Annotated in this window: 29 protein-coding genes and 1 riboswitch; of the genes, 21 read left to right on the top strand and 8 right to left on the bottom strand. The window is 50.5% G+C overall.

The features are described from left to right. Window positions 1–38: 38 nt before the first annotated feature. Complete coding sequence (locus tag RB297_RS26615) at window positions 39–389, bottom strand: winged helix-turn-helix transcriptional regulator (RefSeq protein WP_096776861.1); 351 nt, start codon at window positions 387–389, stop codon at window positions 39–41. 124 nt (window positions 390–513) lie between these two features. On the opposite strand from RB297_RS26615, the gene RB297_RS26610 reads away from it, so the two are divergent. Together RB297_RS26610 and RB297_RS26605 are read left to right on the top strand one after the other, a co-directional pair. Beyond that, window positions 514–1137, top strand: a complete 624-nt coding sequence (locus RB297_RS26610) for a nitroreductase family protein (protein ID WP_375121827.1) — start codon at window positions 514–516, stop codon at window positions 1135–1137. Window positions 1138–1258: 121 nt separating this feature from the next. Next, complete coding sequence (locus RB297_RS26605; RefSeq protein ID WP_192570495.1) at window positions 1259–1399, top strand: hypothetical protein; 141 nt, start codon at window positions 1259–1261, stop codon at window positions 1397–1399. A 198-nt stretch (window positions 1400–1597) separates the two neighbouring features. Here RB297_RS26605 and RB297_RS26600 read toward each other — a convergent pair whose 3' ends face one another. Next, on the bottom strand, window positions 1598–2236 hold the full coding sequence (locus RB297_RS26600; RefSeq protein WP_096776863.1) for a nitroreductase family protein: 639 nt from the start codon (window positions 2234–2236) through the stop codon (window positions 1598–1600). A 119-nt stretch (window positions 2237–2355) separates the two neighbouring features. On the opposite strand from RB297_RS26600, the gene RB297_RS26595 reads away from it, so the two are divergent. Then, a complete protein-coding gene (locus RB297_RS26595; protein ID WP_192570496.1) occupies window positions 2356–2715 on the top strand; it encodes a MerR family transcriptional regulator in 360 nt (119 codons plus the stop codon). Window positions 2716–2820: 105 nt separating this feature from the next. Here RB297_RS26595 and RB297_RS26590 read toward each other — a convergent pair whose 3' ends face one another. Continuing rightward, entirely contained in the window at window positions 2821–3633 is an 813-nt protein-coding gene (locus RB297_RS26590; RefSeq protein WP_375121826.1) for a VOC family protein, read from the bottom strand. 73 nt (window positions 3634–3706) lie between these two features. Continuing rightward, window positions 3707–4483 (bottom strand): helix-turn-helix domain-containing protein, encoded by a 777-nt coding sequence (locus tag RB297_RS26585; RefSeq protein ID WP_096776865.1) that lies wholly within the window; start codon window positions 4481–4483, stop codon window positions 3707–3709. 121 nt (window positions 4484–4604) lie between these two features. On the opposite strand from RB297_RS26585, the gene RB297_RS26580 reads away from it, so the two are divergent. The 4 genes from RB297_RS26580 to RB297_RS26565 all read left to right on the top strand — a co-directional run bounded on the left by RB297_RS26580 (window position 4605) and on the right by RB297_RS26565 (window position 10610). After that, complete coding sequence (locus RB297_RS26580) at window positions 4605–4973, top strand: YybH family protein (protein WP_213580924.1); 369 nt, start codon at window positions 4605–4607, stop codon at window positions 4971–4973. Window positions 4974–5420: 447 nt separating this feature from the next. Further along, on the top strand, window positions 5421–9434 hold the full coding sequence (locus RB297_RS26575) for a glycosyl hydrolase family 18 protein (protein WP_375121825.1): 4014 nt from the start codon (window positions 5421–5423) through the stop codon (window positions 9432–9434). A 149-nt stretch (window positions 9435–9583) separates the two neighbouring features. Next, window positions 9584–9994, top strand: a complete 411-nt coding sequence (locus RB297_RS26570) for a VOC family protein (RefSeq protein WP_015737586.1) — start codon at window positions 9584–9586, stop codon at window positions 9992–9994. A gap of 187 nt (window positions 9995–10181) precedes the next feature. Continuing rightward, window positions 10182–10610, top strand: coding sequence for a MarR family winged helix-turn-helix transcriptional regulator (locus tag RB297_RS26565; RefSeq protein ID WP_213580984.1), 429 nt, complete (start codon window positions 10182–10184; stop codon window positions 10608–10610). 47 nt (window positions 10611–10657) lie between these two features. Here RB297_RS26565 and RB297_RS26560 read toward each other — a convergent pair whose 3' ends face one another. Beyond that, the gene (locus RB297_RS26560) at window positions 10658–11062 is read right to left on the bottom strand and encodes a VOC family protein (protein WP_015737584.1); all 405 of its coding nucleotides are present in this window, start codon (window positions 11060–11062) and stop codon (window positions 10658–10660) included. 123 nt (window positions 11063–11185) lie between these two features. Continuing rightward, window positions 11186–12634: a cardiolipin synthase gene (cls, locus tag RB297_RS26555; RefSeq protein WP_375121824.1), complete on the bottom strand. Its 1449-nt coding sequence runs from the start codon at window positions 12632–12634 to the stop codon at window positions 11186–11188. A 223-nt stretch (window positions 12635–12857) separates the two neighbouring features. Here cls and RB297_RS26550 point away from each other — a divergent pair, with 223 nt between their 5' ends. The 13 genes from RB297_RS26550 (at window position 12858) to RB297_RS26490 (ending at window position 24261) form a co-directional block, all read left to right on the top strand. Continuing rightward, window positions 12858–13937 (top strand): AI-2E family transporter, encoded by a 1080-nt coding sequence (locus RB297_RS26550; protein ID WP_009589554.1) that lies wholly within the window; start codon window positions 12858–12860, stop codon window positions 13935–13937. A gap of 246 nt (window positions 13938–14183) precedes the next feature. Further along, window positions 14184–15137: a ring-cleaving dioxygenase gene (locus RB297_RS26545; RefSeq protein ID WP_375121823.1), complete on the top strand. Its 954-nt coding sequence runs from the start codon at window positions 14184–14186 to the stop codon at window positions 15135–15137. Further along, the gene (locus tag RB297_RS26540) at window positions 15134–15745 is read left to right on the top strand and encodes a flavin reductase family protein (protein ID WP_375121822.1); all 612 of its coding nucleotides are present in this window, start codon (window positions 15134–15136) and stop codon (window positions 15743–15745) included. Before RB297_RS26545 ends, RB297_RS26540 begins: the two co-directional genes overlap by 4 nt. Window positions 15746–15923: 178 nt before the next feature. Beyond that, window positions 15924–16667 (top strand): SDR family NAD(P)-dependent oxidoreductase, encoded by a 744-nt coding sequence (locus RB297_RS26535; protein WP_375121821.1) that lies wholly within the window; start codon window positions 15924–15926, stop codon window positions 16665–16667. Window positions 16668–17035: 368 nt separating this feature from the next. Continuing rightward, window positions 17036–17182, top strand: a riboswitch (cyclic di-AMP (ydaO/yuaA leader). A 354-nt stretch (window positions 17183–17536) separates the two neighbouring features. Next, window positions 17537–18391 carry an ectoine/hydroxyectoine ABC transporter substrate-binding protein EhuB gene (gene ehuB, locus RB297_RS26530; RefSeq protein ID WP_375121820.1) on the top strand — a complete coding sequence of 285 codons (855 nt, stop codon included), beginning with the start codon at window positions 17537–17539 and terminating at the stop codon, window positions 18389–18391. 1 nt (window position 18392) lies between these two features. Further along, entirely contained in the window at window positions 18393–19046 is a 654-nt protein-coding gene (gene ehuC / locus RB297_RS26525) for an ectoine/hydroxyectoine ABC transporter permease subunit EhuC (RefSeq protein ID WP_277747112.1), read from the top strand. A gap of 3 nt (window positions 19047–19049) precedes the next feature. Then, the gene (gene ehuD / locus RB297_RS26520) at window positions 19050–19712 is read left to right on the top strand and encodes an ectoine/hydroxyectoine ABC transporter permease subunit EhuD (protein ID WP_090913364.1); all 663 of its coding nucleotides are present in this window, start codon (window positions 19050–19052) and stop codon (window positions 19710–19712) included. 12 nt (window positions 19713–19724) lie between these two features. After that, complete coding sequence (gene ehuA, locus RB297_RS26515) at window positions 19725–20576, top strand: ectoine/hydroxyectoine ABC transporter ATP-binding protein EhuA (RefSeq protein WP_375121819.1); 852 nt, start codon at window positions 19725–19727, stop codon at window positions 20574–20576. Window positions 20577–20600: 24 nt separating this feature from the next. Further along, window positions 20601–21113, top strand: a complete 513-nt coding sequence (gene ectA / locus RB297_RS26510; RefSeq protein ID WP_096776874.1) for a diaminobutyrate acetyltransferase — start codon at window positions 20601–20603, stop codon at window positions 21111–21113. A 16-nt stretch (window positions 21114–21129) separates the two neighbouring features. Next, complete coding sequence (gene ectB, locus RB297_RS26505; protein ID WP_096776875.1) at window positions 21130–22422, top strand: diaminobutyrate--2-oxoglutarate transaminase; 1293 nt, start codon at window positions 21130–21132, stop codon at window positions 22420–22422. After that, on the top strand, window positions 22419–22811 hold the full coding sequence (locus RB297_RS26500) for an ectoine synthase (RefSeq protein WP_009589551.1): 393 nt from the start codon (window positions 22419–22421) through the stop codon (window positions 22809–22811). Before ectB ends, RB297_RS26500 begins: the two co-directional genes overlap by 4 nt. Window positions 22812–22825: 14 nt before the next feature. After that, window positions 22826–23734, top strand: a complete 909-nt coding sequence (gene thpD / locus RB297_RS26495; protein WP_375121818.1) for an ectoine hydroxylase — start codon at window positions 22826–22828, stop codon at window positions 23732–23734. Further along, window positions 23731–24261 carry a DUF2179 domain-containing protein gene (locus RB297_RS26490; RefSeq protein WP_015737571.1) on the top strand — a complete coding sequence of 177 codons (531 nt, stop codon included), beginning with the start codon at window positions 23731–23733 and terminating at the stop codon, window positions 24259–24261. The genes thpD and RB297_RS26490 overlap by 4 nt, the downstream gene beginning before the upstream one ends. Window positions 24262–24398: 137 nt before the next feature. On the opposite strand, the gene RB297_RS26485 is transcribed toward RB297_RS26490, so the two are convergent. Both RB297_RS26485 and RB297_RS26480 read right to left on the bottom strand, forming a co-directional pair. Continuing rightward, complete coding sequence (locus tag RB297_RS26485) at window positions 24399–24920, bottom strand: DinB family protein (protein ID WP_375121817.1); 522 nt, start codon at window positions 24918–24920, stop codon at window positions 24399–24401. A gap of 75 nt (window positions 24921–24995) precedes the next feature. Continuing rightward, window positions 24996–25955 (bottom strand): helix-turn-helix transcriptional regulator, encoded by a 960-nt coding sequence (locus tag RB297_RS26480; RefSeq protein WP_277747108.1) that lies wholly within the window; start codon window positions 25953–25955, stop codon window positions 24996–24998. 97 nt (window positions 25956–26052) lie between these two features. Here RB297_RS26480 and RB297_RS26475 point away from each other — a divergent pair, with 97 nt between their 5' ends. Then, window positions 26053–26709: a hypothetical protein gene (locus tag RB297_RS26475; protein ID WP_375121816.1), complete on the top strand. Its 657-nt coding sequence runs from the start codon at window positions 26053–26055 to the stop codon at window positions 26707–26709. Window positions 26710–26784: the final 75 nt, after the last annotated feature.

Below are 26784 nucleotides of genomic sequence, written 5' to 3'. Positions count from 1 at the left end.
GCTCGTTTTTTTTCGCGCCACTATGTATGCACGACCACTTATTCATGCTGGCGACAGATTTGTTCTTCTCTTTCGAGGTTTTGTACGGTTGCATAGGTGTTGCCCCATTCACACATGGTATGTAGTACAGGCACGAAGGATTGGCCCAGCTCAGTTAAACTGTATTCTACCTTAGGCGGTACTTCTTTAAATACTTCTCTTCGGACAAGCTCATCTTTTTCCAGCTGCTTTAATTGCTCGGTTAAGACTTTCTGCGTAATGGTCGGCATGAGCAGGTAGAACTCCTTAGTTCTCCTTGGCTTTTGACTCAGAAAGAAGAGAATTAAGCATTTCCACTTTCCTCCTACCGTGTTCATAAAAATATTGATTCCCGTATTGAGGCTGTTCATTATGTAATCCTCCTGAATAGGCACATAAAGGTGGCTAACCCACTTTATTGTGCGTTATTTTCTGCCACTGTACGGTCCATTATAATCGGAATGTGAAGCAAATAAAACATTTGGAGTGAGCACAATGAGTGTGAGAGAGATATTAGAGCAAAGACGTTCTGTCAGGCATTATGACCCCCATTATAAAATGGAATCGGAAACGTTGGCGGCTTTGATTGAAGGAGCCAGTAAATCGCCCAACGGAAACAATATTCAAGCCACACGGTACCTGGTTATCGACGAACCGAATTTAAAAAACGTGTTACTCCCCATTGCCTTTCATCAGCAACAGGTAATAGAAGCGTCGGCTCTAATCGTTGTACTGGGCGATTATCAAGCATTTGAAAAAGAGAATATTATACATATCCATGAAGAAGGATTTCAAAAGGGTTATTTTGACGCATCATTAAGAGATTATTTAGCCAGCGCGGCTATTCAATATTATCTAAATAAATCCAAAGAAGATTTAAAGCTCGAATTAGTAAGAGACGCAAGCCTGGCGTCTATGTCGTTAGTCTTACTGGCGAACGAGGCGGGTCTCCATACGATTACCATGTCCGGGTATGATTCCGAACAATTAAAGTCAGCCTTACAGATTTCTGACAGGTATGAAGATGTGATACTTATAGCCATTGGGAAAGGAATTAAACAAGGTCATAAAACCGTTAGACACGATGTTGGCAAAATCATGTATACAAACAAAATATAATTCATGGAATGAAATATTAGTTCGCTTGTTTGTACATGCAGTGGGTGGAACAAAATGGGGTGAACATCCGTCTAATAGTTACGCCGTCTCCGACGCATTTCTATTAGGAGGGAATAGAAGGATGAGAAAAGGCCTGGTTGCTGCAGCACTTTTAGCGGTATGGATCGTGTCAGGTTGTTTCGAGAAGGTACAGGCAGTTCCGATCATAGATGAGGCTATGGATGTGATCAGCCAACATGGTGGAGGAGCGGGAGGAGTATAAGCGACTGCCGGCTGTGCAAGGATATTACGAATGAGGACCAGGCGATGTCACTCGGCTGCTAGTTCAACCATCATAAGCAGCCGATCACAATGACCGGCTGCCGTTTTCTTTAAGATTGAGTTTTTCGGTTTGCATAAACTTGCGTTTGAGTCTGATGTTATTTTGAAGAAAGAATGGTGAATCGACTACGGAACATGGTTATCTCCAAAATGTAATCTTGTCAGGCTCTAATCGAACAGACTCATGCCCATCTTCTTTGGCTTTTCCTAATGAAATGACCATGACTGGAGCATAGCGTTCTTCATCTACATCGAATGCTTTTGCTAACTGATCAGCTTCAAAGCCTGCCATTGGATTCGTGTCATACCCATGCGCACGAGCTACTAACATGAATTGCATGGCAAAGAGGCTGCTATCGATTTTTGCAATTTCAACTTTCATTTCTCTTGATAGAGTCGGAAACAGGGATAGAATGGTTTCGAGTTGACGATCTCGTACTTCTGCCGGCATTTTTCCTTGTTCCACAGCTGTATTGTAAATTTCTTCAGCATATAAATAGCTTTGGGTATCGCCAAAAATCAATAACATGGCTGATGAAGTATCATTCTGTAACGTATTGAACCTCACAAGAGGTCTTAGCTTTTCTTTTCCTTCCGGAGTATCGACCACAATTACACGCCAAGGCTGCATATTTGCAGAGGATGGAGCCAAACTGGCTTCCGAAATCATGTCGCTCATCTCTTCTTTCGATATTTTATAGTTCTCATCATAATTGCGGACAGAACGTCGGCCCATAACGATATTGGCGAAATCGTTGTTTTGAATATGGTTAAACATAGAACCTCTCCTTTTTGATAACATCGATTTTTTTGACATTGTGGATGTCGTTCGTTATCATATTTCGTATTATGAACTATGAACCTAGGTTTATAGCAAGAAATAAAAGAGGTCCTATTATGAAAATAAACGAGGTTTCAAATTTAACGGGTCTGCCCATATCAACGTTGAGATTCTATGAACGTAAGAACCTGATTCCGGACACATTTGTTAAACGAGATGCAAATAATTATCGAATTTATTCCGAAGAGATTGTGGAGTTTCTAGATGACGTGAAGGTACTTTTATCGGTAGATTTTTCTATAGAAGAATTAAGTTTGTTAGTCAATCAACAACTTAACTTGTCATACGAGGCAAAGACGAAAATGGTAGAACAAAAAATCAAAGAAATTGAAGAGATCCAGAAGCGATTGAAAAAGTCGAAGACATTCTTGAATGCCGTCTTGGAAGGAAAGGCGAATTTTCAAACCAAGTGTTAAAGTAAAAGTATGTGAACGATACGATAAGGGCTGCGTCATCTTTGGGGATGCTTGCAGCCCTTTCATGTACACGCGGAATCACTCATGGATGTGCCAAATCATGAACTAACAGTCTTCGTAACACCATACATTGATCTGGTTGCCATATGGATCGTAGGTGTGGAACATGACAAGAAACTTCGGATTTCCGGCAAAATCGGTAACCTTCCATCCTTGTTCCCGCAAACGTTTATGAGTCTCAAAAAAGTTCGCCTTCTTCCGTATTACCCAATAAGGCCTTGCAGCTACAGTAAGTGCGTCCTTGGTTCGGTCTGTCCGAGCGGTTTCCAGATAGAGCGGTGCGCCCTCGGCGGTGATAATTACGGTCGCGGAGGTTCCATCCTCACTGACCCGTTCGACTCTGCCGCCCAGATTAGCCTCGTACCACGCAATGGCTTCATCCAGCCGGTCAACGCCAAAGCGGGGGATCGCTTGGAACGGAAAGCGTGCGTCCGGTGCTTTAGCAACCAACGCCTCCGTACCTGGCTCCGGTTCGATTGCCGTTAAGCGGTTGCCAGCCGGATCGAAGAAATCGAAGGTACGGTCAAAGGGGCCTTGGGTCACATCGGTCACTTGAATATCCTGTTCGCGAAAATAGGCGTGTGCAGCTTCAAGATTCGTTGCGGTGAAGCAGAAGCGAACATTTCCGTTTTGTCCCCAATCGACTGCAAAATGCGGGTGGTCATGCTCCACCGACTTGATATGTATGCATCCCAGTGCCGGGAAAGTAAGGGTGGCCATTTTTTCGACCGGGTAATCCTCTTCGTATGTCACTTTCAGATCCAAATGCGTGCTATACCATTCGATGAGTTCCTTGAACCGATCCCATGGGGCAATGATAAAACCTCCATCGAAATCATCCAGCCGTAATCCAACCATTCGCTTGATCCTCCTATAAGAAAGTTTTGGAAAATGGAACAATCCCAGTATAAACCTTCAAGTAACTTGAAGGTCAAGAGAAGCGAGTTTGCATGACAGGAATCATGATTTCGAATATAGGAGAATCGGGATAATGCCGCTCCAGCCGCTTGCCCGCAGGTTCGAAACCGAACTTCTGAAGGAAGCGGATCGTTCGCATGCATGCGAAGGTGTCCTCCCATGAGCTGTCCACCGATACGAACAAGGTAGGGGGAATGGACTCCAAATAGGCTTCGGAGGGTGTCTTCGGAGGCGTTGGCTTCCGAGAGGATTCCGTACAAATTTGATATCCGACTTCAATTAGCACCGCGTGCGGGAGGGAGTCCATCACCTTGATCAAGCTGGAGCCTTGCGTGCGAATGTTGAGGTCATGGAGTCTGGCTGCCGCTTGTTTCATTTCCCGCGAATAAGAGTTTACTGGTTTGTCTACCAAAAACGGCTGCCATATCACGGTTAGGGGTTGTTCCCAATTGATGAGATGCAGACTGCCGCGACCTGGTTCCATCCCGTTTAAATATTGACTCGCAATTTGGACCGAGAGTAGACGTGCCTCAGCTTCCCGCCGCCAGCGCGCAAGCAGCTCGGAACGCGTACTTTCCTCGGCTTCAAGGAAACACCGGATATCCCCAAGGCTGATGCCTGATTGACGGAGGCTGTTTACAAGCTTGGCTTCGTGAATTTGGTGAAATCCATAATACCGGTAACCGTTCTCCAGCCGTTCAGCCGGAACCAGAATCCCCTTGGATTCATAGAAACGAAGCGCACTGGGGACCATGCCGGTGCGTTCTGCGAATTGAGCGATGCTCATCATGGGCGTTCACCTGTTATTTTTTGTGAATAAAATTGCCTCCATATCATACCATAAAGATTGCTAGAATCGTGGCGTGGATCCTGAAGAATACGTAGGATATAAGATAGGGAGGTGCGAAACAATGTCATATCAAAAAGCCTTTGAGGCCTACATAGCGGCGACGAATACGCATGATTTTGATCAGGTAGCCCGGCTGCTCGATGAGGGAGCGGTGTATTGGTTCTCGGACCGGAGCTGCTGTTGCCTGGAGGAAATCAGGGCCTATTTCGAGCACGCTTGGGACGTCATCCGGGATGAGGTCTACCGGGCGGAGGAGGTGGTGTGGATTGCGACTGATGTACATTCGGCTGTCTGCATTTATACTTATCACTACGAGGGGTATTTTCAGGGGGAATACACGACCGGGAGCGGGAGAGCAACGAACGTATTCGTTCGAGAAGCCGATGGTGCATGGAAACTAAAGCATGAGCATCTAAGTTCAATTAGGTGAATCGGCCGTCACCTGTTACATAGGAAACAGAAGAAGAGCCTTTCGAGGGCTCTTTTTTATGGATTGAATTTATTAACAGAATATAAAATTACAAGAATTTATCCCATCTCTATGGAAATGTATCCCTTCTCAATCGATGGCGCAGGTTCCATGATACAACTATATGAAGATGGATTGAACAACATGGATTTCATTGAAAGGGGGCCGTAGTAGAGCGATACAGCAAGCAAGTGGTGTAGGTATGGAGCGAAAAGGGGGAGGGGATGAATCTTACATAGTTAAGTTTACCTGGATTGGTAACCGCTTTCAAAAACGAGTGGATTTCGAGCGATATGCGAAGCTGGGCAAGTCATCAAGGATACCACCCGGGTGACACCAAGAGGAACAGACATTCATGGAAATGCTGTATCATTTGCAATCGAAATTTAATCGACAGAGGTGAAAACGGTGATACCCTTTATCACGAAAAGACGCCCGAAATGGGTACTGTGTTTTTTGGCCCTTATTCTCATGTTTACCCCACTGCTTCATGCGCCTGCATCCTTTGCAGCAGAAGGCGCATCTCCTTCAGAAATTACCGCAACGAGCTCCGGCATCGAGCCGGTGACGGTAACAGGCTCGACCTATGGCTCCCAGGATCCGCTAGCACCGCAGAATCTGCGAATTGTGCAAGACTCCATCACGGCCACCGAAGCAACGATACTATGGGATTACGACAAAAATAATCCGCAGCATACGTTTGATATTGATGTCTGGAACGCCGTGGATGATACATGGTATACATGGGGGAACGGCGGAAGCCGGACCCTGGATGATTTGAAACCCAACACAACCTATAAATTATACATTACATGGTATGAGAGACCGTCTCAAGGTCCGGACCAACGGCATAAGAGTAATGTAATCGAGTTTACTACGCTGGATGGCGAGGTTAAGCCTCCAAAAACGTCCGCTCCCCAGAATCTGCGATTAGTGGAGGTAACGCATAACCAGGCTACCTTTGAATGGGATTTCCTCAAGGGAGACAAGAACGATATCGATGTCTGGAATGCAGATACGGATGCTTATATCACGTGGGGAAATTTAACCACGCATGCCGTTACAGGGCTTAAGCCCGAGACAACCTACCGCATATATATTACCTGGTATGACCACAGGCCCTCAAAGGATATGAAGAGCAATATTCTTGAATTCACGACCACCGCGGATCAAACCGTATATGAACAAGCTCCGATTTCACCTCCGAGTTACCTGAAAGTAACGGACGTTTCCGAGAAATCGGTGACCTTAAATTGGGGGGCAAGCTCAGAAGCTACCGGATACGAGCTGTATGTGGACGGCAATAAAGTCGATACCTTGGAAACGGTGACGTCGGTCACGTACTCCCTGGACCCAACAGCCAATCGCGATTATATCTTTGAAGTTACTGCTCAAAAAGCATTGCAGGGACAGAACCCGGAAACTTCGGTGAAGAGTAACGCTGTACATTTAAAATGGGGAGAGCTCGCTGCACCACAGGGGCTGGAGGCTGTTACAGCTACAAGGTCTACCGTCTCCTTGGGATGGGCTCCGGTTCCGGGAGCAACGGGCTATCATATTTATCAGGACGGAAATAAGGTGGCGACAAGCAGCGAGAACCGGTTTGTGGCTGCCGGATTGCAGGAAGGTAAGACGTATTCGTTCCAGATCATCGCTGTTAACCCTTTATGGACATCGCCGATCAGTCAAGCGATTACGGTTGTACCAGGCAGCAATTATAATAATATTACCTACTACACCTCTTGGTCAGCACTACCGGCCGAACGGAATTTCTATCCGTCCGATCTTGACGTTTCTCAAATCACGCATATCAATTACGCGTTTGCTGATTTGTGTTGGAAGAAGTTCGGAAGCACGGTAAGAGCATGTGAAGACCCGAAGGTTCCGCTGCAAAATCGATACGTGTATGATGGCGAGATGATACTTGGCGATCCCGAAAAGGATTTCGAAAATTTCCAAGCTTTCGAATCCGTGAAAGCCGCTAATCCGCATTTGAAGCTTATGATATCGGTTGGCGGCTGGTCCTGGTCCAATCATTTCTCCAACATGGCCAAGACCGAAGAAACACGCCGGGCCTTTGCGAATTCCGCGGTGGATTTCCTCCGAGAATACAAATTCGATGGTTTGGATATCGATTGGGAGTATCCTGTTGAAGGCGGGGAAGACGACAACTCCCGGGGACCGGAGGATACGGAAAACTTCACATTGTTAATGAAGACCGTTCGCGAGGCGCTGGATGCTGCCGGATCAGAAGACGGGAAGTACTATCTGCTGACGATTGCTTCCGGGCAGGGCGATAATTTCGTTAAAAATGCCGATCTTGCGAATTCCGTGACGTTTCTCGATTTCATCAATATCATGACTTACGATTACAGCGGCAGCTGGGAGACGCTGGGTCACCATAATGCACCGCTGTTCTTTGACCACAAGCATCCAAGAGCCGCCTCCTCCGCTCCGAGAAATCATGTGCTCGGCGGTTTGCTGGGCCATCTGAACGGCGGGGTGCCAACGCACAAGCTGATCGCCGGGGTGCCATATTACGGTAAAGGCTGGGATGATTGCCCGCCTATCGGCCAATATCAGACTTGCAAAGGCGGATCCGCATTAAAGACATGGGAAGCGGGCGTTTTCGATTTCAGCGATCTCGAGAACAACTACATCGACAAGAACGGTTATAAGCGATATTGGAACGAATCCGCCAAAGTTCCATACCTGTACAATGAGCAGAATAAAGTATTCATCACTTACAACGATAAGGACACCATGAAATATACGGCTTCCATCGTGAAATCGCTGGATATCGCAGGCGTCATGAGCTGGGATATCAGCGGCGACCGCAATAAGACGCTGACGACCCAACTCGTTCACGATCTGCCGATCAACGGCAAAGTCAATGCATCGGCACTCCCGGCTCCAGGGAATCTGGCCAAGGTAAGCGCCGATTCCGGCTCCATCCAGCTGAAATGGGATGCCGTGACGGGAGCAACGGGATATGAAGTGTACGTGAATCATGCGTTGTCCGGCTCGGTGGCAACGAACGGTTATACCGTGAAGGGCCTCAGCCCCCTAACGAATTACAAGATCCATGTGCTTGCCGTGGATCGAACGGGAGATGAGATCAACCGCGTCTCCAGCGCTTCAAATCAGCTGAGCATCACGACTTCGGGCAACGGCTCCGGTGGCTCTGAAGGCGGAGGAGGCTCCGGCGGATCCGGTTCTACAACGCCATCGACGCCACAGCCGCCTAAAGGCAAGGATCAACTCGAAGCCAACGTTGTGCTTGAAGGAGATAAGGCTCTAGTTACCGTGCCTGCGGCTGCGGCGGTTAACAGCATTAACCAATCGGAATCCTCCAACTTCCAGCTCCATGCGGGTGCCGGCGCGAAGCAGGCGGTGCTGGAAATTCCGCAAGAAGTGATTGCGGCCATTGCGAAAAAAGGGGCGAAAGCCAGTCTGTCCGTTTTCCTAAACGGTACGGAATACCGGATTCCGGCTTCGCTCATCTCGGTTTCCGGGCCGGTGAGAGTCTCGATTGTGGCTCCAGACAATAAGGACGCAGCAAGCCTGGCCGCCTTGCTTCAAGGGAAAGAAACACTGGCGAGTCCGCTGCAGTTCAAGCTTGAGCAAGTACACGCGGATAAAACGGCAACCGAGCTGACACGCTTCGGGAAATCCCATGTCAGCGAGTTTGTTACCTTGGATGCGAAAAAGATAAATATAAAACGTGCGACCGGAGTGGTCTATATACCGGGTACAAACGAGCTTCGATCCGTTCCGACATTGTTTAAAGTGAATACGGACGACACGGTGACCGTTGAAATCAAGAAAACCGGCAGCGGCGTTTATGCGCTGGTACAGCAGGATATCCGATTTAGTGACGCGATTCCTTCATGGGCACGGGAAGACGTGGCGCAAGCTGCCGCCAAAATGATCGTATCCGGAGAAAATAACGGTTCGTTCGGTGCAAATAAAAACATTACCCGTGCCGAGATCATCTCCATCCTGGTGAAAGCGCTGGGTCTATTGCCTGACGACAAGGATTCCAGCTTCAAGGATGTGGATCCGAAATCCCGATATGCCAGAGAAATCGCGGCTGCCAAAGCTGCAGGACTGGTGAAGGGACGCACAGGCGATATCTTTGATCCCAACAGCTTGATTACGCGCGAGGAATCGGCGGTTATTCTAAGCAATGTGCTGGAGTATGCCGGTAAGAAGAATGAAGCTGACCAAGGCCTGTTAAACAAATTCAAGGATCACTCCAGGGTTTCGTCCTATGCGAAGTCTTCCGTCGCCATTGTCGTAGAACGGAAGATAATGCTGGGGGTGTCTGCTACCAAGCTGGATCCGCAATCTCACGTAACCAAAGCTCAAACGGTCGTAACGGTTATGAGATTATTGCGTGCAGCGGAGTTATCGAACTAATATGACGGTATAAGGGAGCGGAGGCCATTTTGACGGATGTGTTTTTCACGGAATTGGACGAATAATGGCTTGAACATAGCAAGCGAAAAGAAATGCCATGCCGCTGCCCATGCTAAGATGGATCTATCAAATGGATGAGGTGATCGTAGATGGCATTGAAAATCGATAATATTTTTGTGAATCTTCCGGTTAAGGATCTGGAGAAAACGAAAGACTTTTTCTCGAAAATCGGTTTTGAGTTTAATGAGCAGTTTACGGATAAGAATGCGGCCTGCCTGGTCATAGGCGATAACATCTTTGCCATGCTGCTCACCGAGGATTATTTCAAGACGTTCACCAAGAAAGATCTGTCGAATGCGGCCAACACAACGGAAGTGATTCTGGCGCTGTCCGCAGAAAGCCGGGAGCAGGTGGATGACATCGTGAACGCTGCGCTGGCTGCTGGGGGATCGCCTTCCAACGACCCGGTGGATCACGGGTTTATGTACGGATGGAGCTTCCAGGATCCGGACGGACATCTATGGGAAGTCATGTACATGGATCAGAGCCATGTCGAATAAAGCAGCGTTATCCTAAGCAGGATCGCAACCTGAACGACATATCCTAATAGAATGAAGCGGCAGATGACTCCAAGAGACGGGGGGAAACTGCCGCTTTACTTTTATTTCGAAATCCACTATATTTGTATGTGCAAACAATATGAGGCGTTTCAACATGATGAACTTCAGCCCGAAAGAGGTAACCGTTATGCTCAATACGTATATCAAGGAATGCCTTTACTTCACAGCCAATCGCCTTAGCCGGGTCATGACCAAGATGGCCGAAGACGAGTTTGCCGCAAGCGGATTGTCGCCTACGTATGCATATCTGCTTATGGCTGTATATGAGAAGGAAGGGATCTCGCAGAAGGAATTAGGCGAAATTCTACACCTCCAGCCATCCACCGTAACCCGACTGATTGAGAAGCTGGCCGCTAAAGGACTGGTATACAATCGGGTGGAAGGAAGGATGTCGCTGATCTATACGACCGATAAAGGAAAGGCTCTTGAGAAAGTAATACACGAGTGCTGGAACAATCTGCGTAGTCGATACGGAGATGTTTTAGGCAATGCCGAAGGGGATGAACTATCCCTGCGCCTATACGAGGTTAGCGATCGATTAGAGAATAAGGACTGAACGCAAAAAAGGCCCTTCAAGCCAAACTTGAAGGGCCTTTTCTAAGATTAATTGGCTTGGACTTCCGTCGTGACCTGCCATAACACGCCGAACTTGTCTTCAAGCACCCCGAACAGCGCTCCCCAGAATTGAGTCTTCAGCGCATCAATCACCTTGCCGCCCTCGGCCAAGCGGTCAAAAGCTTCATGGGCTTCGGCATCGCTCTCAAACGACAGGCTCAGATGAATCCCGTTCCCACGCTCCAGGGTTTGGAAGATCGAGTCCGACATAAAGATCGGGATTCCTCCGGCTACCAGACTCAGATGCATGACCTTGTCCTTCAATTCTTCCTTGGTTCCGGGAACCTCGCCATGGGTTTGCACGGATAAGATTTCTCCTCCCAGTGCTTGGGTATAAAACTCAGCCTGCGCTTTTGCATCCTCAGAGAAAATATACGGTGTCAGTTTAGCCACGTTCAACATCCTTCCCAGGTTTTAATATGATGGATTCGTTTTCCTTGGTTTTAGTATAAACGGTCTCTGGCCCTCACATTTCTTCTGGATTGCTAAATGATACGGCAGTATCTCGGGGTTGTCCTATAGAATAGGCGACAGCAGGCGGGAGATGGACTCCTTGAACTTGATCCACCGCGAACGCTCCAGATACTGCTTCATCGTAAGCTGGCTGGATACCCGCAGATCCTGGTGGAAGATGTGGGTCAACTGTTTCGATATATGCTCATCGTACAGGAATGCGTTCACTTCGAAATTCAGCTTGAAGCTTCGAACGTCGATATTCGCCGTGCCCACGGACGAAATCTTCTCATCGATGATGATCGTCTTGGCATGAATAAAGCCATTAGTGTAGAGATACACATTAGCCCCGGTACCCAGCATTTCCCCGATATAAGATAAGGTAGCCCAATACACGAAGGGATGATCCGGTTTATCCGGAATCATCAGATGCACCTCTACGCCGGAAAGCGCCGCAATGCGCAGTGCATCCAGGAGGCTGGCATCCGGGATAAAATAAGGCGTCTGAATATGAATCGATTTCTTGGCGGACGAAATCATTTTGATATAACCGTTCTTGATGTGTTCATATCGGGAATCCGGACCGCTGGTGACAATCTGAATCCCGACATTGCCGGGCGAATTGATCTTGGGAAACAGATTCGATTCGTAAGTGATATCGTTATGATGCGAAGCCTGATTCCAGTCCAGAATGAAGCGAACCTGCATCGCATAAACGGCCTCGCCTTGGATGCGCAGATGGGTATCCCGCCAATACCCGAACCTGGAGTTGAGGCCCAGGTACTCGTCCCCGACGTTGAAACCGCCGACATACCCGATATTGCCGTCGATGATCGCCAGCTTTCGGTGATTCCGGTAATTCAGCCGCAGGTTGATGAAGCGCAGCTTGGACGGGAAGAAGGCCTCGGCTTCTCCGCCGGCTTCGCGGAATGCCTTGAAGAAGCCTTTGGTTAGTTGACGCGAGCCCAGCTCATCGTATAGAACACGGACCTTCACGCCTTCATTAGCTTTTTGGGTCAACAGGGAGATCAGCTTCTTGCCGAGCTCGTCGCGGCGGATAATGTAGTACTGAATATGTATATAGTCTTTGGCTTCCTCGATATCCTGAAACAACCGTTCAAACTTCCTGCGTCCATCCGTAAAAATTTCAACATGGTTGTCGTCCGTAAGGATCGCCTGGTTCTCATTGATATGCATATGGATCAAATCGCTGTTGTCCGCCGCCGCTTGATTGGTGAACGGGTATTCGCCGTTGTTCATCCCTTCCATTTGGGACAGCAATACTTTCTCGATGCCGGTTTTTTGCAGATCGTCCCAATGAAAGAGACGGATTCTTCTTAAATTCTGGGCGAACAGCAAGTACAGCACAAAGCCCAGAATCGGGATAAAGGACAGCACCAGCAGCCATGCCCAGGTGGAGCCGGCATCCCGCCGTTCCCTGAAAACCACGAACATGGAGAACACGATATTCAGAACGATGATCAGACCGAGAATGATGGATGTAACATGCATGTTTATGATATCCTCCTACACTATAGCCTTGCCCTAGCAATCCTTCATATTATACGTGAGGCGTTAGAAGAAGTATATATCGGCGGCATGGAGTGAAACCGAAAGGTCCTAAAACGTTGGCGGCTAGGGTAAGGTCGCTCGCAACGAATATAGAAGGAGCCATTTGAATCCGTACTCGTTGTCATGATACGATGGTGAAAAAATAGGAGAAGGGGCATGCTTTTTGCTGAAAATGAACAAGTTTTTCAAATTGTGTCTTGCCGTGATCCTGGTGCTGACCATCATTTATTTGGGATCGCTGGTGGATTTTATATTCAGACCCGTACTTTCGTTCTTCTCCATCATCCTCGTGCCGTTGATGCTGTCGGGATTCTTCTATTACCTGCTCAGACCGCTGGTTGATCTCCTGGAAAAACGCAAGCTAAATCGCTCGCTGGCCATCCTGCTCCTGTATGTCGTGTTCGCGGGCATCCTTACCGGCTTTATCCTGGGCGTATGGCCATCGCTGCGCGATCAGATCGTGGCTCTCGTACAGAACGCTCCAGCCTTGTTTGCCAAGCTTGGCGAGCAGCTTCAGGAATTGGAGAATAACGGCTTTTTCCAGGATATTTTTCCGGAGAACGCCAACCCGCTTACACAGCTCACCGATTATTTGAATCAAGGCTTCACGTTCCTGACGAATTATATTATGAATCTGTTCTCGTTCGTGTCGAATTTTGCCATTGTATTGTTTACGTTCCCGATTCTCCTGTATTACATGCTGAAGGAAGGCGGGAAATTCGGGAAGATGGTGGTCAGCTTTTTGCCTGACCGATTCAAGGGCGAGGGAGCCTCGGTGCTGGATGAAATCAACAATGCACTCAAAGGCTTTATCGTAGGCCGGGTTCTCGTCAATTTGGCGCTGGGGGTTCTGATGTATATCGGATTCCTGATTATCGGCCTGCCTTATGCGCTGCTGTTGACGGTCGTGGCGGTCATCGCGAATTTCATACCGTTTATCGGCGCCATTCTATCCTCGATCCCGATCGTGATTATCGGCTTTATTCAGTCCCCGGGAACCGCGATCTGGTCCCTTGTCGTCATTCTGGCGGCCCAGCAGATTCAGGACAACCTGATTGGTCCGTATATCTTCGGCAAACAGCTGGCGATCCATCCCATTACCATCATTATCCTGGTGCTGGTAGGACAGGATCTTGGCGGGATTATCGGAATTCTGCTGATCGTACCGATCTATATGATCATTAAAATTATCGTAACCAGAGTGTACCAGCTGTTCTTTAAGGAGAAATGGCAAAAAGCCTAAGCGTGGGATAGGCAGGCGGCCTTTAGCCGCATATTAAAGCTGCCCAAGAGCGAGGAATCGTTCTTGGCGGCTTTTTATATATTTGGGGTGCACAGGAGCTTGACAACGATAAGAAAATTATATAATCTTAATTTAAAGATATTAAACATAAAGATTATTTATGGTTTATGGCTCATCCATCATGCAAAACGGATCATGAACGGAAATAACGGGTTTCGACACGAAACGGTGAGGGAGAGATGGGATATGACATTACATACGGCAGGCATTCATCATATTACCGCTTATGCGCAGGATCCGCAGAAGAACGTTGATTTTTATACAGGCGTGCTAGGACTCAGAATGGTAAAGAAAACCGTGAATTACGATGCGCCCGAGGTATATCATCTGTATTTCGGGGATGAAGGAGGACAACCCGGAACGATCATCACTTTCTTCCCTTCCTCCGCTTCGCGAAGAGGGCTGCGTGGAGGAGGACAGGCAGGATATACGACCTTTGCCGTTCCTGTAGGGGCCCTGCCTTATTGGGAACAGCGGCTGCGGAGCTTTGGCGTTCCCGTCATGAAGGCTTTCCGGTTTAACGAACAATATCTTCAATTCTCCGATCGGGACGGACTTTCGCTAGAGTTGGTGGAGCGGGAAGGCGGTCCGAATAACGGCTGGTCCGTGGACGATATAACTCCGGATACAGCCATTAAGGGATTCGGCGGCGCGGTTCTGTTCAGCAGCAAATGGGAGGAAACGAAGAAGGCGCTGGAGAACGTCATGGGACTGACCTACATTGGAGAGGACGTCAATTATGCCCGGTTTCAAGCTGCGGGCCCCTTCGGCAACGTGATTGATCTGCCGATGCGGGATATTCCTTTGGGAGCCGGAGGTGCCGGAACGACCCATCATATCGCATGGCGGGCTCAAGATGATGTGGAGCACGGCAAATGGCATGAATGGGTGAAGGAGCAGGGATTTCGCCCTACGGATATCAGGAACCGTAACTATTTCAAAGCGTTATATTTCAGGGAACGTGGGGGGATCCTGTTTGAGATCGCAACCGATCCGCCCGGATTTACGGTGGACGAAGACCTGCACTCGCTGGGGGAACAATTAAAGCTTCCTGCCTGGTTCGAACCGGAGCGTGCCCGAATCGAGCAGGGGTTGGAGCCTATACAAGTCAAAAATAATGGAGAGGGGCAACTCAAGTGATATCCATTGACCCGAATACCCAAAGCGAACGGGACACATACAAGCTGCTGATTGGAAGCATCGTTCCGCGTCCGGTCGCTTTCGTTACGACATTATCGGCGGATGGCGTGCTGAATGCGGCGCCGTTCAGTTACTTTTCCATTGCGTCGAGCAATCCCCCTTTGCTGTCGGTTTCCGTTCAGCGAAAGAACGGTGCACCTAAGGACACGGCGAGAAATGCCATGCAGAGCGGCGAGCTTGTCATCCACATCGTGGACGAAGATACCGTTGCAGCCGTGAACGAAACGGCGGCGAATCTGCCTCCGGACGAAAGTGAGCTTGACCGAACCCGTTTAACCCCGGTCGTTAGTGACGTTGTTAAGGTTCCCGGCGTTCTGGAATCCAAGATCCGCATGGAATGCGTGCTGGAGCAGGTCGTCACGTTGGATGGCGCGGATCAGCTGCCTGCCGCTGATCTATTGATTGCCCGCGTCGTCCGATTTCACGTGTCCGAGGAGCTCTACGAGCATGGCCGGATTGACGCATCGAAGTTGAAACCTGTGAGCCGCATGGCAGGAAATATCTATTCGACCCTGGGAGAGATGTTTACGATTGAGCGTCCGGTCTGACAGGGCTTGAGCTTGAATAGGGTTATTGCTTTGCGACTATTTTTAGCGAACATTCTTTTTCGATAGTTGCTGGTCATTCATTAGGAAACGGGGTATTGGAATATCATGGTCGGTATTTGCCCATTCTACATGAATGGATAGCCGGTTGATGAATTTACAACATAGGAGTGATCAACGCATGAAATTTGATTCCAAGGTTGTCATCGTGACGGGGGGCGCCAGCGGGATTGGCGAAGCGGCAGTCAGACTTTTTGCAAAAGAGGGGGCCAAGGTCGTTATCGCGGATTATTCCGACCAGGGCCAAGCGGTTTCCGACGAATTGAGAGGAGCCGGCTTTGAAGCGCTGTTCGTCAAAACGGATGTAACCCAAGAGCAGGAAGTCGCGAATATGGTGAATCAGACGGTGCAGCATTTTGGCCATGTCGATGTATTGTTTGCCAATGCAGGCATAGCCCATGATGCTCCTGCCGATCAGTTAACGATGGATAACTGGCAGAGAACGATTGATATTAATCTGACAGGGGTCTTCCTGTGCGATAAATATGTTATTCAGCAAATGCTGTCCCAAGGAACCGGAGGGGCAATCGTAAACTGCGGCTCGATCCATAGCCATGTCGGAAAAGCAGGGGTAACCGCCTATGCTTCGGCTAAGGGAGGCGTCAAGCTGTTAACCCAGTCGCTCAGCGCAGACTATGCCTCCAAAGGAATCCGAATCAATGCCGTGTGTCCGGGATATATCGATACGCCGCTGATCAAGGGAAGAACGGAAGCGATCACGCAGCACCTGGTCGGCCTTCATCCGATGGGCCGTTTGGGACAGCCGGAAAAAGTGGCCAAAGCCGTGTTGTTCCTCGCCAGTGAAGATGCCTCCTTCATTACGGGCACGAGCCTGCTGGTGGATGGCGGCTATACCGCGGTATGATGAGAAAAGCCCTGATGCTAAGCATCGGGGCTTTTTTTCAAGTCATTCCAGGCGTTGTTATCAGACTTATTATGGAGTGTTTCAAAATTTTTTTTCGGTCCCGTATTTCATACGGGCAGACTTCCTGATCCGGGGCTCATTCATGGCATAAAACATATATGGCATGAACGATTTCCGCAAGACCCGTCAAATGCCTGCTATATAGCGGAAAATGGAGCATGGATTCCATGACCAATCCGGTGTATGGACAGCCTTAAATAAGGTGTTCGAAAGGCCCGATATTTTCGTTGCAAAAACGGTGTTTTTTACTTCTGAATTTCCAGAAAAAGCGGTTAAAGGGGTTTGACTTTTCCTGAGCTTCCCTTTATCATGAACACACGCTTAGTTTCCGGCATACATATTCCGGAAAGCGGGGGAACCAGTTTCACCAGGGGCGAGTCACTTGGAATTCACGAGTGTAGGGTACCATCTTACCCGAGTCCGTCAGCTAACCTCGTCAGCAGTGGATGGGTCTTGCATACATAATGGATGTTCATACAAAAGGCCCTTTATTCTCTATAGGGGCCTTTTCTCTATTTTTTGACCCCCTGCTGGCGGAGCTATGTCTAGATCCCCTGTTTGGTGGTCTTTTTGCATTCAATTACAGAGGAGGGGCAACGTCTGCAAATGTGGAATGAAATGAATCGATCAGACGGCATTGGGTCAAAGCGCGCAAGGAAGCGGATGAATCATCTTCCCTGAAGCCTCGTCCCATGCAAGGGTATCTGAACGTCTATATATCCAAGTTAACACATGTGCTAACACGGATAATTTCGTCATGCCGTTTTTTTAAGAAAGTGAAAAGTTATTACGAAAGGTTGTGGAAGGTTTTGAAGAAAGTGGTTGTGCTGGTGTTGTCCGTGATGATGGTGGTATTGCTCGCGGCTTGCGGCGACAAAGGAAGTACGCTGGATCGAGCCATTGAGCAGGGATATATCACCGTAGGGTTTGCGAACGAGAAGCCGTATGCCTACAAAGAAGCCAATGGGGAGCTCACGGGCGAGGCGGTTGAGATTGCCCGCGTTATTCTGGAGCGTCTTGGCATCAAGGAGATGAGAGGGGAGTTAACGGAATTCGGTTCGCTGGTCGCCGGATTGCAGGCCGATCGGTTTGATCTGATCACGGCAGGCATGTTCATTAATCCGGACCGCTGCTCTGCCGTCCTGTTCGCGAATCCGGAGTACAGCATCGGGGAAGCCCTTGCGGTAAAGCAAGGGAATCCGATGGATCTCGGAAGCTATGAGGACATTGCCAAGAATGAGCAGGCCAAGGTGGCCGTCATGACCGGCGCGGTCGAAATCGGCTACATGGAGAAATCGGGCATTCCTGCGGACCGGATCGTACAGGTCCCTGACCAGGCTTCGGCGATCAGCGCCCTCCAGGCCGATCGGGTGCAGGCGATTACCATGACGGGGCCGTCCCTGCAGGCGATGCTGGATTCAGCCAGCGACGACAGCATCGAACGCGTGGCTGATTTCGAGCAGCCGGTCATCGACGGCGAAAGCGTTCGCGGTTACGGGGCTACGGCTTTCCGCCAAGCGGATACCGAGTTCCAGGAGGCTTATAATGCAGAGCTTGAAAAGATGAAGGAGTCGGGCGAGCTGCTGGAAATTTTGCAAGAGTTCGGGTTCACGGAAGAAGAGCTCCCGGGTGAGATGACGGCCGCTGCGCTCTGCGGGGAATAGCATGCCGAATTCTTGGATCGATTTTCTTCCGACGCTGCTCAAAGGAGCAGAGATCACGATTATCGTCGCGTTCTTTTCAGCCATCCTGGCTATCGTGATGTCCTTTGCAGCCGGGTTGTGCCGGCTGTCGAAGCTGTGGATCGTCCGCACGGCGACCGCCGTGTACGTCGAAGTCTTTCGGGGAACCTCCTTGCTGGTGCAGCTCTTCTGGTTGTATTTTGCCCTTCCGTTCATCGGCATCGAGCTTCCGAAAATGCTGGCGGCGATCCTCGCGATCGGACTTAACTTCGGCGCATACGGCTCCGAGATTGTTCGCAGCGCGGTGCTGGCCGTTCCGAAAGGACAGTGGGAAGCTGCCGTGGCGCTTAACATGAAGCCTTGGCAGAGGCTGTGGAACGTTATACTACCCCAAGCGTCCCTGCGAATGCTTCCCCCGTTCGGGAATCAACTTGTGGAACTCATCAAATCCACTTCGCTCGTTTATTTCATCACGATGGCGGATTTGACGTATCAGGCGATGGTGCTCCGCAACAATTACATCTCTTGGACCACCGAGATTCTGGTGCTGCTGCTCCTCATGTATTTTGTCATCGCCACGCTCGTCTCGATGGCGGTTCGACTGCTGGAGCGCAAACTGACCGCGGGGAGGCTGTAGCGGATGTGGGATTGGAAATATGTGTTTGAAATACTGCCGCAGCTTCTGAGCGCATTAAAAATGACGGTATGGGTCACGCTCTGTGCTTTTGTGGTGGCATTGATTATCGGACTGCTGCTTGCCTTTGCCGCGCGGAGTACATTTAAGCCCTTGTCGCTCATCACCAAAGGAATCATAGAATTTATTCGCAATACCCCCTTGCTGGTACAGGTGTTCTTCCTGTATTACAGCTTGCCGCTGCTGACGGGCATTTCGATTCCGGCCTTCTATGCGGGGGTCATCGGCCTGGGGCTGCATTACAGCACGTATCTGTCGGAGGTGTACCGTTCCGGCATTGAAGGGGTGCCGAAAGGACAGTGGGAAGCCGCAACCGCACTGAACTACACGAAATCCCAGACCTGGCGGAGCATTATACTGCCGCAAGCGGTGCCGCCGATCATCCCGGTGCTGGGCAATTATTTGATTGTCATGTTTAAGGAAACGCCGATTCTATGCGCCATAACGCTGGTTGAGATGATGCTGACGGCCAAAAATATCGTGTCGCAATCATTTCGCGCTTTCGAACCGTACACGCTGGTCGGGATTCTGTTCCTGATCATCAGTTATATTGCGTCTTTGCTGGTGCAAAGGCTGGAGAAGCGTTTGAATCTGCAGCGTGGAAAATAAGGAGGGAGTCTATTGAATGCCGTTGTAATCGATGAGCAGGCCGAAGAGGCGAAGAAGCCGCAGCGGGAAAGAAATCCCGTTACGGGCTCACAGCCGATCGTGAAATATGCGGGCGTGACCAAGTCGTATGGCGACCTGCAGGTGCTGAAGGGCATCGATCTGGAGATGAAGCCGGGAGAAAAGGTGGCCGTGATCGGACCGAGCGGATCTGGCAAAACGACGATGGGCCGAATGCTGATGACGCTGGAGGAGCCGACCGAGGGGACCATCGAGGTCGATGGCGAGCTGCTCTGGCATATGGAGGAGAAGGGCAGGCTGGTCCGGGCAAACGAGAAGCATCTGCATCGGATGCGGTGCAACGTCGGCATGGTCTTCCAGCACTTCAATCTGTTCCCGCATATGAATGTGCTTCGCAACGTGACGGAAGCCCCGCGCAAGGTGCTGGGGTTGTCCAAGGAGGAAGCGGAGGAGCGGGCCGTCTCGATGCTGGGCAAGGTCGGTTTGTCCGATAAGCTGAAGATGCACCCGTCCAATTTGTCGGGAGGCCAGAAGCAGCGCGTCGCCATCGCCAGAGCGCTGGTCATGCGGCCGAAGGTGATGGTGTTTGACGAAGTAACCTCGGCGCTGGATCCCGAGCTGGTCGGCGAGGTGCTGGAGGTGATCCGGGAAATCGCCGAAGAAGGCGAAATGGCCATGATGCTGATTACGCACGAGATGGATTTTGCGAAGGAAATCGCGGATCGGGTCATCTTCGGAGCCGACGGCAGGATCGTTGAGCAAGGAACACCCGAGGAAATATTCGATCATCCGAAGAGCGAGCGGCTGCAGAGCTTTCTGCAGCGGTTCCGCTCGAACGGAAATTAGTGCTGGAAAGAGGTGTTTATGTAGATGGCAGTGGATACCGGAACCGAAGTGGTTTACCGAAGACCGGAGGCGCGGGACGGCACCCGGGTATGGGAGCTCATACGCGATACCGGATCGCTTGATCTGAACTCGCCTTATTGCTACATGCTGTTAGGGGATTACTTCAACGATACCTGCATGATCGCGGAGCATGAAGGAGACATCGTCGGTTTTATCTCCGCTTTTCGTTCTCCGCGCAATCCGGAGACGCTTTTTGTATGGCAGGTGGCGGTTGCAAGCTCGCACCGGAGGCAGGGGATCGCGAAGGCGATGCTTACCGGCCTCATGAACCAGAAGGCCTGTCATGGCGTCCGTTTCATCGAAACGACGGTATCGCCCAGCAATATGGGATCACGCCGACTGTTTCTCGGTTATGCCGAGGAGAAATCCATTCCGAGCACCGTAACGGTGGGTTATGGAGCAGAGATGTTTCCGGATGGTACGACACATGAAGATGAGCCGTTATTCGTGATTGGCCCCTTTTTCAATGACATTTAAACAAATGGAGGGAACTATGGACAACCAAGTCATGGAGAAACCGAAGCTTACCGTGTTTAACAAGCTGGAATCGGAAGTGAGAAGTTATTGCCGGAGCTTTCAGACGGTCTTTGACAAAGCCCGGAATGCCAAGCTGTGGGATACGCAGGGCAATGAATACATTGATTTTTTTGCCGGCGCCGGCGCCTTGAATTACGGGCACAACAATGAGAGGATTCGCGAAAAGCTGGTCGACTACATCCTGCAGGACGGCGTTACGCACAGCCTGGACATGGCTACGGGAGCGAAGGAAACGTTTCTGACCCGCTTTCAGGAGATTATCCTGAAGCCTCGCGGGTGGGATCACAAGGTGATGTTTCCCGGACCGACCGGCACCAATGCCGTGGAGGCCGCGCTCAAAATCGCCAGAAAAGTGACGGGGCGCAGCACCGTTCTGTGCTTTACGAATGCCTTTCACGGCATGTCGCTGGGATCGTTGGCGGTGACCGGCAATGCCTTCAAGCGCCAGGGCGCCGGCGTGGATCTGAGCCACTCGGTATTTATGCCGTATGACGGTTACTTTGGCAGCGACGTGGATACGATGGCATATATGGAGAAGCTTCTGGATGATCCGGGAAGCGGCATTCCGCTGCCGGCAGCGGTCATCGTCGAGGCGGTTCAGGGGGAAGGCGGATTGAACGCCGCCAGCCGCCAATGGCTGCAGAAGCTGGCGCGCATCTGCAAGGATAAGGGGATGCTGCTCATTCTGGACGATATCCAGATGGGCTGCGGCAGAACCGGTTCGTTCTTCAGCTTCGATGATGCGGGCATCGAGCCGGACATCGTGTGCCTCTCGAAATCGATCGGCGGCTTCGGCTTGCCGATGGCCATCACGCTGATCAAGCCGGAGATCGACATCTGGGAGCCGGGAGAGCATAACGGCACCTTCCGGGGCAACAATCTCGGATTCGTTGCCGCTGCCGAAGCGCTGAGTTATTGGAAGACGGAGGATTTTCAGCTCGATATCGGCATTCGCGAACATCGGATTCGCCAATCGCTCGAAGACGTCATGAGGGATTATCCCCGGCTTAAGGGCGAAATCCGCGGCAGGGGCATGATCCAGGGGGTAGCCTTTGATAAGCCGGAGCACGCAGGAAGGCTATCCGAAATCGCCTTTGAGCAAGGACTGATTATGGAAACGTCAGGACCGCATAGCGAAGTTGCCAAGCTGATGCCGCCGCTGACCATTGAAATGAACACGCTGGCAGAGGGACTGGGGATTTTTGAGAACAGCATGAAACAATTAGCTGCAGAGGAGAGGTTGTCATGATCGTTAAACATTTGGAAGAAATCGTGGATACGAAAGACGACATCGATACAACGACATGGAATTCGAGAAGGCTTCTGCTGACCAAAGACGGCATGGGCTTCTCTCTTAACGACACCCTGATCAAGGCCGGAACGGAGACGCTGATCTGGTACAAAAACCACGTCGAGGCCGTGTACTGCATCGAGGGGGAGGGAGAAATCGAGGTTGTCGGCGGCGAGACCTATCCCATCACCCCTGGCATGATGTATGCGCTGGACGGACACGAGAAGCATTATTTGAGAGCCCGTTCGCAGATGCGGATGGTCTGCGTATTCAATCCGCCGTTAACCGGCGCGGAAGTTCACGATGAGGAAGGAACCTACCCGCTGCTTGCCCCCATTACGGATTAAGGAGATGATATGCGATGAGTAAACATCATGCGTCGGCCCTTCAGGAAAAAGAAATGGACGTTTACCCTTCAAGAATGCATGCGGAGCCCCGGATCTTAAAAAGGCAGGATCCGGTCGTACATTCGGAGTGGACGCCGGATGCGCCGCTAACGCAGGAGCAATCCGACTTCTACGAGCGCAACGGTTATTTATTTCTGGAAGGCTTCTTTGATCGGGAGGAGCTTTCGCGATATCAGGAGGAGGCCCGCAGGCTGCACATAACGGCACGGGACTCCGAGAAGGACGAGGTGATCCGGGAGCCCGGCGGAGACGAAGTGCGGTCGGTATTCGCGGTGCATGAGAGCCACGAAGTGTTCAAGAAGCTGTCCCAGCATCCTAGACTCCTGGCGATCATGGAATATCTCTTGGGAAGCGAGACGTATATCCATCAATCCCGAATTAATTACAAGCCGGGCTTTACGGGCAAGGAGTTCTATTGGCACTCCGATTTCGAAACGTGGCATGTCGAGGACGGCATGCCGCGCATGAGAGCGCTAAGCTGTTCCATTGCCCTGGAAGATAACTATCCTTATAACGGTCCCCTTATGGTGGTGCCCGGATCGCATAAGGAATTCGTGGCCTGCATCGGCCAAACGCCGGAGGATCATTTCAAGGATTCCCTGCGCAAGCAGGAGTACGGCGTTCCGGATCATGACAGCCTGACGCGGATGGTGAAGGAGGGCGGGATCGACACGCCGGTCGGCAAGGCGGGTTCGATCGTGATTTTTGACTGCAACATTATGCACGGCTCGAACAGCAACATCACCCCGATGCCGCGCAGCAATATATTCATGGTCTATAACAGCGTGGAGAACAAGGTCAAGCAGCCGTATTCGGGCCAGAAGCCAAGACCGGAGTATATCGCCACCCGTGATTCTCTATGATCTCGCTGTCGCTGATCGGCTCCATCATCGGCATCAATGTGGTCTATGTCTCGATTTTTTCATTGCGGCTGATTCTGATGATCAAAGGCAGGAGAGGGATAGCTTCCCTTCTGGCCATGCTGGAGGTATTCGTGTACTTGCTCGGTCTCAATCTCGTCCTGCAAAATCTGGACAATCCCTTTAATATGGCGGCCTACTGCCTGGGCTTTGGCCTGGGCGTGTATGCCGGCAGCCGAATTGAGGAGTATCTGGCACTCGGATACATCGTGGTGCAGGTGATCGTCAATTCCGTTGAGACGAACCTGGCCATGAACCTCCGGGAGAAGGGATACGGCGTGACCGCTTGGGAAGCGGACGGCAAGGATGGCAAGCGGCTGGTGCTTCAAGTGCTCGTGAAACGGAAGAATGAGCGGCGGCTGATGGAGTCACTTTCCAAAATGTCGCCGCAAGCGTTCATTATCTCCCATGAACCGAAAAGCTTCAAAGGCGGCTTCTGGGTGCGATTGACGGAAGGTCGCAAATTGTGACAAGCGTACAAACGGGATGTAGGATAGAAAGCCTGCTTCGGAACCGGGTTCCTGAAGCAGGCTTTTTGGTTGTTGTCGGGCTGAGACCGGCATGGAATTTCAGAGGTCCTGGACTTCCGCCGCTATTCTGAGCGCCATCAGGCGAAGACGGGCTCCGGTTCATTCTGGTACCAAAAAAAAGCGTAATCGGTCATCGCGGAGGAGCTTCCGAGCTGGCGCAGCATGGCGGCAATATTTCCACGATGGTAAGTGCCGTGGTTCATGACATGCAGCATGATCTCGGACAGGCGGGTATCCCGGATGCCGGCATAAGGATTATCCAATCGGATCATCCGCTCCAGGTCAGGCTGCTGGCGGAGAAACGCAGCGTATCGATCCGACAATTCGATAAACCGCAGGTTCAGGTCTTCCAGCGAAATCGCTTCAAGCTCTTCCCGAAGCTGGTAGGCCTCAGCCAATGCAGAGCTCATGTCCTTCCCGGACAAAATGTTCATCCAGCCGAGATCCACCGTGTAGATATGAATCAACGCTTCCGATACGGTCGGAAAGATACTCGTGATGGTCCGATTGTACAATTCGCCCGGAAGTTCCAGCAGACGGTTGAATATGGCCTGGTTGGCCCATACATGGTATTCATACATTTTTACAGGATAGTTCATCGAGATCGTCCCCTTTGGCTTCGTGTTATTTCCTTCTTGGGAACATTGTAAATAAAAAAGTATGACAGCGGACTGTCATACTTTTCCGTACACTTGCAGCATTTTTTCTAATTTGGCTTGCATGCGGATCCTTAAGTCGGCCGGCTCCACAATCTCGATCTCCTCGCCAAAGCTCAGCAGGGTAGACCAGAACCACCAGGAATCCGGATCATTGACCTTGAACGTGAGACGAAGCGAGCCGTCTTCATGAAATTCCCGCTGTACGTCATAGAATTGATCCATCGCTTTGGCCAGGGCCCCGGGGGACACGTGCAGCACGACTTCTACGGCATCGGGCGATGATGCCCAGTTAGACCGTTCGCTCCGCCCATATGGATGTTGCTCTTGAAGCTGAGGTCCGTGCGTATGCTCCTCGGAGTGCTGGCGCATAAAGGGCTCGGCGGAGGGGGACAGCTCCGACATTCTCGAGATCCGGAATTCGCGGTAATCGTTCCTCGTTCTGCAGAAGCCGTACAAGTACCAGGATCCGAATTTATACATAAGTCGCAGGGGCTCGACTTTTCGATAAATGCGTTCATTCTTGGCGCTTATGTATTGAAAGGAGATCACATGCTTGTCCGTAATGGCGCGGCGAAGAAGACGAAGGATTTCGTTGTACGACCGCCAGCTCCCGATATCCATGGACAATCCCTGCGAAGCGGAGTTGGCGGAACGGTCAATGGTCTGCAGGCGCTGAATCGTATCCAGGGCCCGTTCATCCTCGAACACCGTAGACATGCTGTGCAGGATGGTGATCAGGGCGCTGACATCGTAGGAACCGAGCAGGCTTTTATCCATCTTGTATTGCTCCATAATGCCGTATCCGCCGTTGACCCCTTGATAGGATACGACCGGAATGCCGGCGGCGCAGATGGCATCGATGTCGCGGTAGATGGTTCGCTGGGACACGTTATATTTCTCTGCCAAGGCTGACGCGGACAGAATCTCATTGTTCAACAGCATGTAAATCATGGATATGAGCCGCTCCAGTTTCATCGGTACACTCTCCTATCATAATTGGATCTATTCTCCAATGATTCCGTATTATATCATAGGTTTACAGGAGGGAGAGGATTTACGGATGGGCGGGAACATGAAAAAACTACTATTATTAGGGTTGATCGTATTATCGGTTGCGGGAATGTCCGCTTGCGGCGGCTCGGGCTTGTCGGAGAACGAACGGGAGCAGATCGTGAACCAGGTCGAGAAGCTGGAGACGGCGGAATATAAGCTGCTGCATTTTCAAATGGATTATCCGGAGTATTTGGCCGAGGTGGACTGGATTGTCAGCGAGTCTTACATGCAGGCTATGAGCGACCGGATTATTTTCGGATATAACGAGAAGGAATATCGTGCAAGCGACATGATAGAGATGTCCGCCGAAGAGTACGAGAAGCATAAGGAGCATATGCGGGGGCTGGTCAAATCTTTGGGAATGAACGAAGAGAAGGCCTCGATTCGCATTTCGGACCCTTATGAGAGTGATCAAAGTGGGGAGGTGTTTGTATATGCATCGGAATCCAGGGAACTGAAAGGAAAAACGCTGACTCAAATGAACCGCAGGTATTCCCTGGATAAAACGGAGGGTTCCTGGGTCATCACCGCCGTAGAACAGGATAAGGTCACGATCGGCAGCGATGAGACGGAGACCGACGCCGAAGCGAAGCTGGATGCACTGAAATACCGGACGCATGAGGGAGTGGATGTCAATTACCGGGATAAGATCCTCACGTTTGAGGGATGGAAATAAACGGGCGTCAAAAGGGTGGGCGGAGTCCCGGCGGCTCCGGTTCCATTCCCTTCGATTTTGCCGTACAATATAGGG

This window comes from Paenibacillus sp. CR_12, from assembly GCF_041953985.1.
GTDB lineage: Bacteria > Bacillota > Bacilli > Paenibacillales > Paenibacillaceae > Paenibacillus_AQ > Paenibacillus_AQ lautus_A.
This window is presented reverse-complemented; position numbering and strand designations above follow the sequence as displayed.

What these genes read in the sequence shown, in the direction of transcription:
- RB297_RS26615 (WP_096776861.1), bottom strand. Translation starts at nt 389, where the DNA reads ATGAACAGCCTCAATACGGGAATCAATATTTTTATGAACACGGTAGGA.
- RB297_RS26610 (WP_375121827.1), top strand. Translation starts at nt 514, where the DNA reads ATGAGTGTGAGAGAGATATTAGAGCAAAGACGTTCTGTCAGGCATTAT.
- RB297_RS26605 (WP_192570495.1), top strand. Translation starts at nt 1,259, where the DNA reads ATGAGAAAAGGCCTGGTTGCTGCAGCACTTTTAGCGGTATGGATCGTG.
- RB297_RS26600 (WP_096776863.1), bottom strand. Translation starts at nt 2,236, where the DNA reads ATGTTTAACCATATTCAAAACAACGATTTCGCCAATATCGTTATGGGC.
- RB297_RS26595 (WP_192570496.1), top strand. Translation starts at nt 2,356, where the DNA reads ATGAAAATAAACGAGGTTTCAAATTTAACGGGTCTGCCCATATCAACG.
- RB297_RS26590 (WP_375121826.1), bottom strand. Translation starts at nt 3,633, where the DNA reads ATGGTTGGATTACGGCTGGATGATTTCGATGGAGGTTTTATCATTGCC.
- RB297_RS26585 (WP_096776865.1), bottom strand. Translation starts at nt 4,483, where the DNA reads ATGATGAGCATCGCTCAATTCGCAGAACGCACCGGCATGGTCCCCAGT.
- RB297_RS26580 (WP_213580924.1), top strand. Translation starts at nt 4,605, where the DNA reads ATGTCATATCAAAAAGCCTTTGAGGCCTACATAGCGGCGACGAATACG.
- RB297_RS26570 (WP_015737586.1), top strand. Translation starts at nt 9,584, where the DNA reads ATGGCATTGAAAATCGATAATATTTTTGTGAATCTTCCGGTTAAGGAT.
- RB297_RS26565 (WP_213580984.1), top strand. Translation starts at nt 10,182, where the DNA reads ATGCTCAATACGTATATCAAGGAATGCCTTTACTTCACAGCCAATCGC.
- cls (WP_375121824.1), bottom strand. Translation starts at nt 12,634, where the DNA reads ATGCATGTTACATCCATCATTCTCGGTCTGATCATCGTTCTGAATATC.
- RB297_RS26545 (WP_375121823.1), top strand. Translation starts at nt 14,184, where the DNA reads ATGACATTACATACGGCAGGCATTCATCATATTACCGCTTATGCGCAG.
- RB297_RS26535 (WP_375121821.1), top strand. Translation starts at nt 15,924, where the DNA reads ATGAAATTTGATTCCAAGGTTGTCATCGTGACGGGGGGCGCCAGCGGG.
- ehuC (WP_277747112.1), top strand. Translation starts at nt 18,393, where the DNA reads ATGCCGAATTCTTGGATCGATTTTCTTCCGACGCTGCTCAAAGGAGCA.
- ehuD (WP_090913364.1), top strand. Translation starts at nt 19,050, where the DNA reads ATGTGGGATTGGAAATATGTGTTTGAAATACTGCCGCAGCTTCTGAGC.
- ectA (WP_096776874.1), top strand. Translation starts at nt 20,601, where the DNA reads ATGGCAGTGGATACCGGAACCGAAGTGGTTTACCGAAGACCGGAGGCG.
- ectB (WP_096776875.1), top strand. Translation starts at nt 21,130, where the DNA reads ATGGACAACCAAGTCATGGAGAAACCGAAGCTTACCGTGTTTAACAAG.
- RB297_RS26500 (WP_009589551.1), top strand. Translation starts at nt 22,419, where the DNA reads ATGATCGTTAAACATTTGGAAGAAATCGTGGATACGAAAGACGACATC.
- thpD (WP_375121818.1), top strand. Translation starts at nt 22,826, where the DNA reads ATGAGTAAACATCATGCGTCGGCCCTTCAGGAAAAAGAAATGGACGTT.
- RB297_RS26490 (WP_015737571.1), top strand. Translation starts at nt 23,731, where the DNA reads ATGATCTCGCTGTCGCTGATCGGCTCCATCATCGGCATCAATGTGGTC.
- RB297_RS26485 (WP_375121817.1), bottom strand. Translation starts at nt 24,920, where the DNA reads ATGAACTATCCTGTAAAAATGTATGAATACCATGTATGGGCCAACCAG.
- RB297_RS26480 (WP_277747108.1), bottom strand. Translation starts at nt 25,955, where the DNA reads ATGAAACTGGAGCGGCTCATATCCATGATTTACATGCTGTTGAACAAT.
- RB297_RS26475 (WP_375121816.1), top strand. Translation starts at nt 26,053, where the DNA reads ATGAAAAAACTACTATTATTAGGGTTGATCGTATTATCGGTTGCGGGA.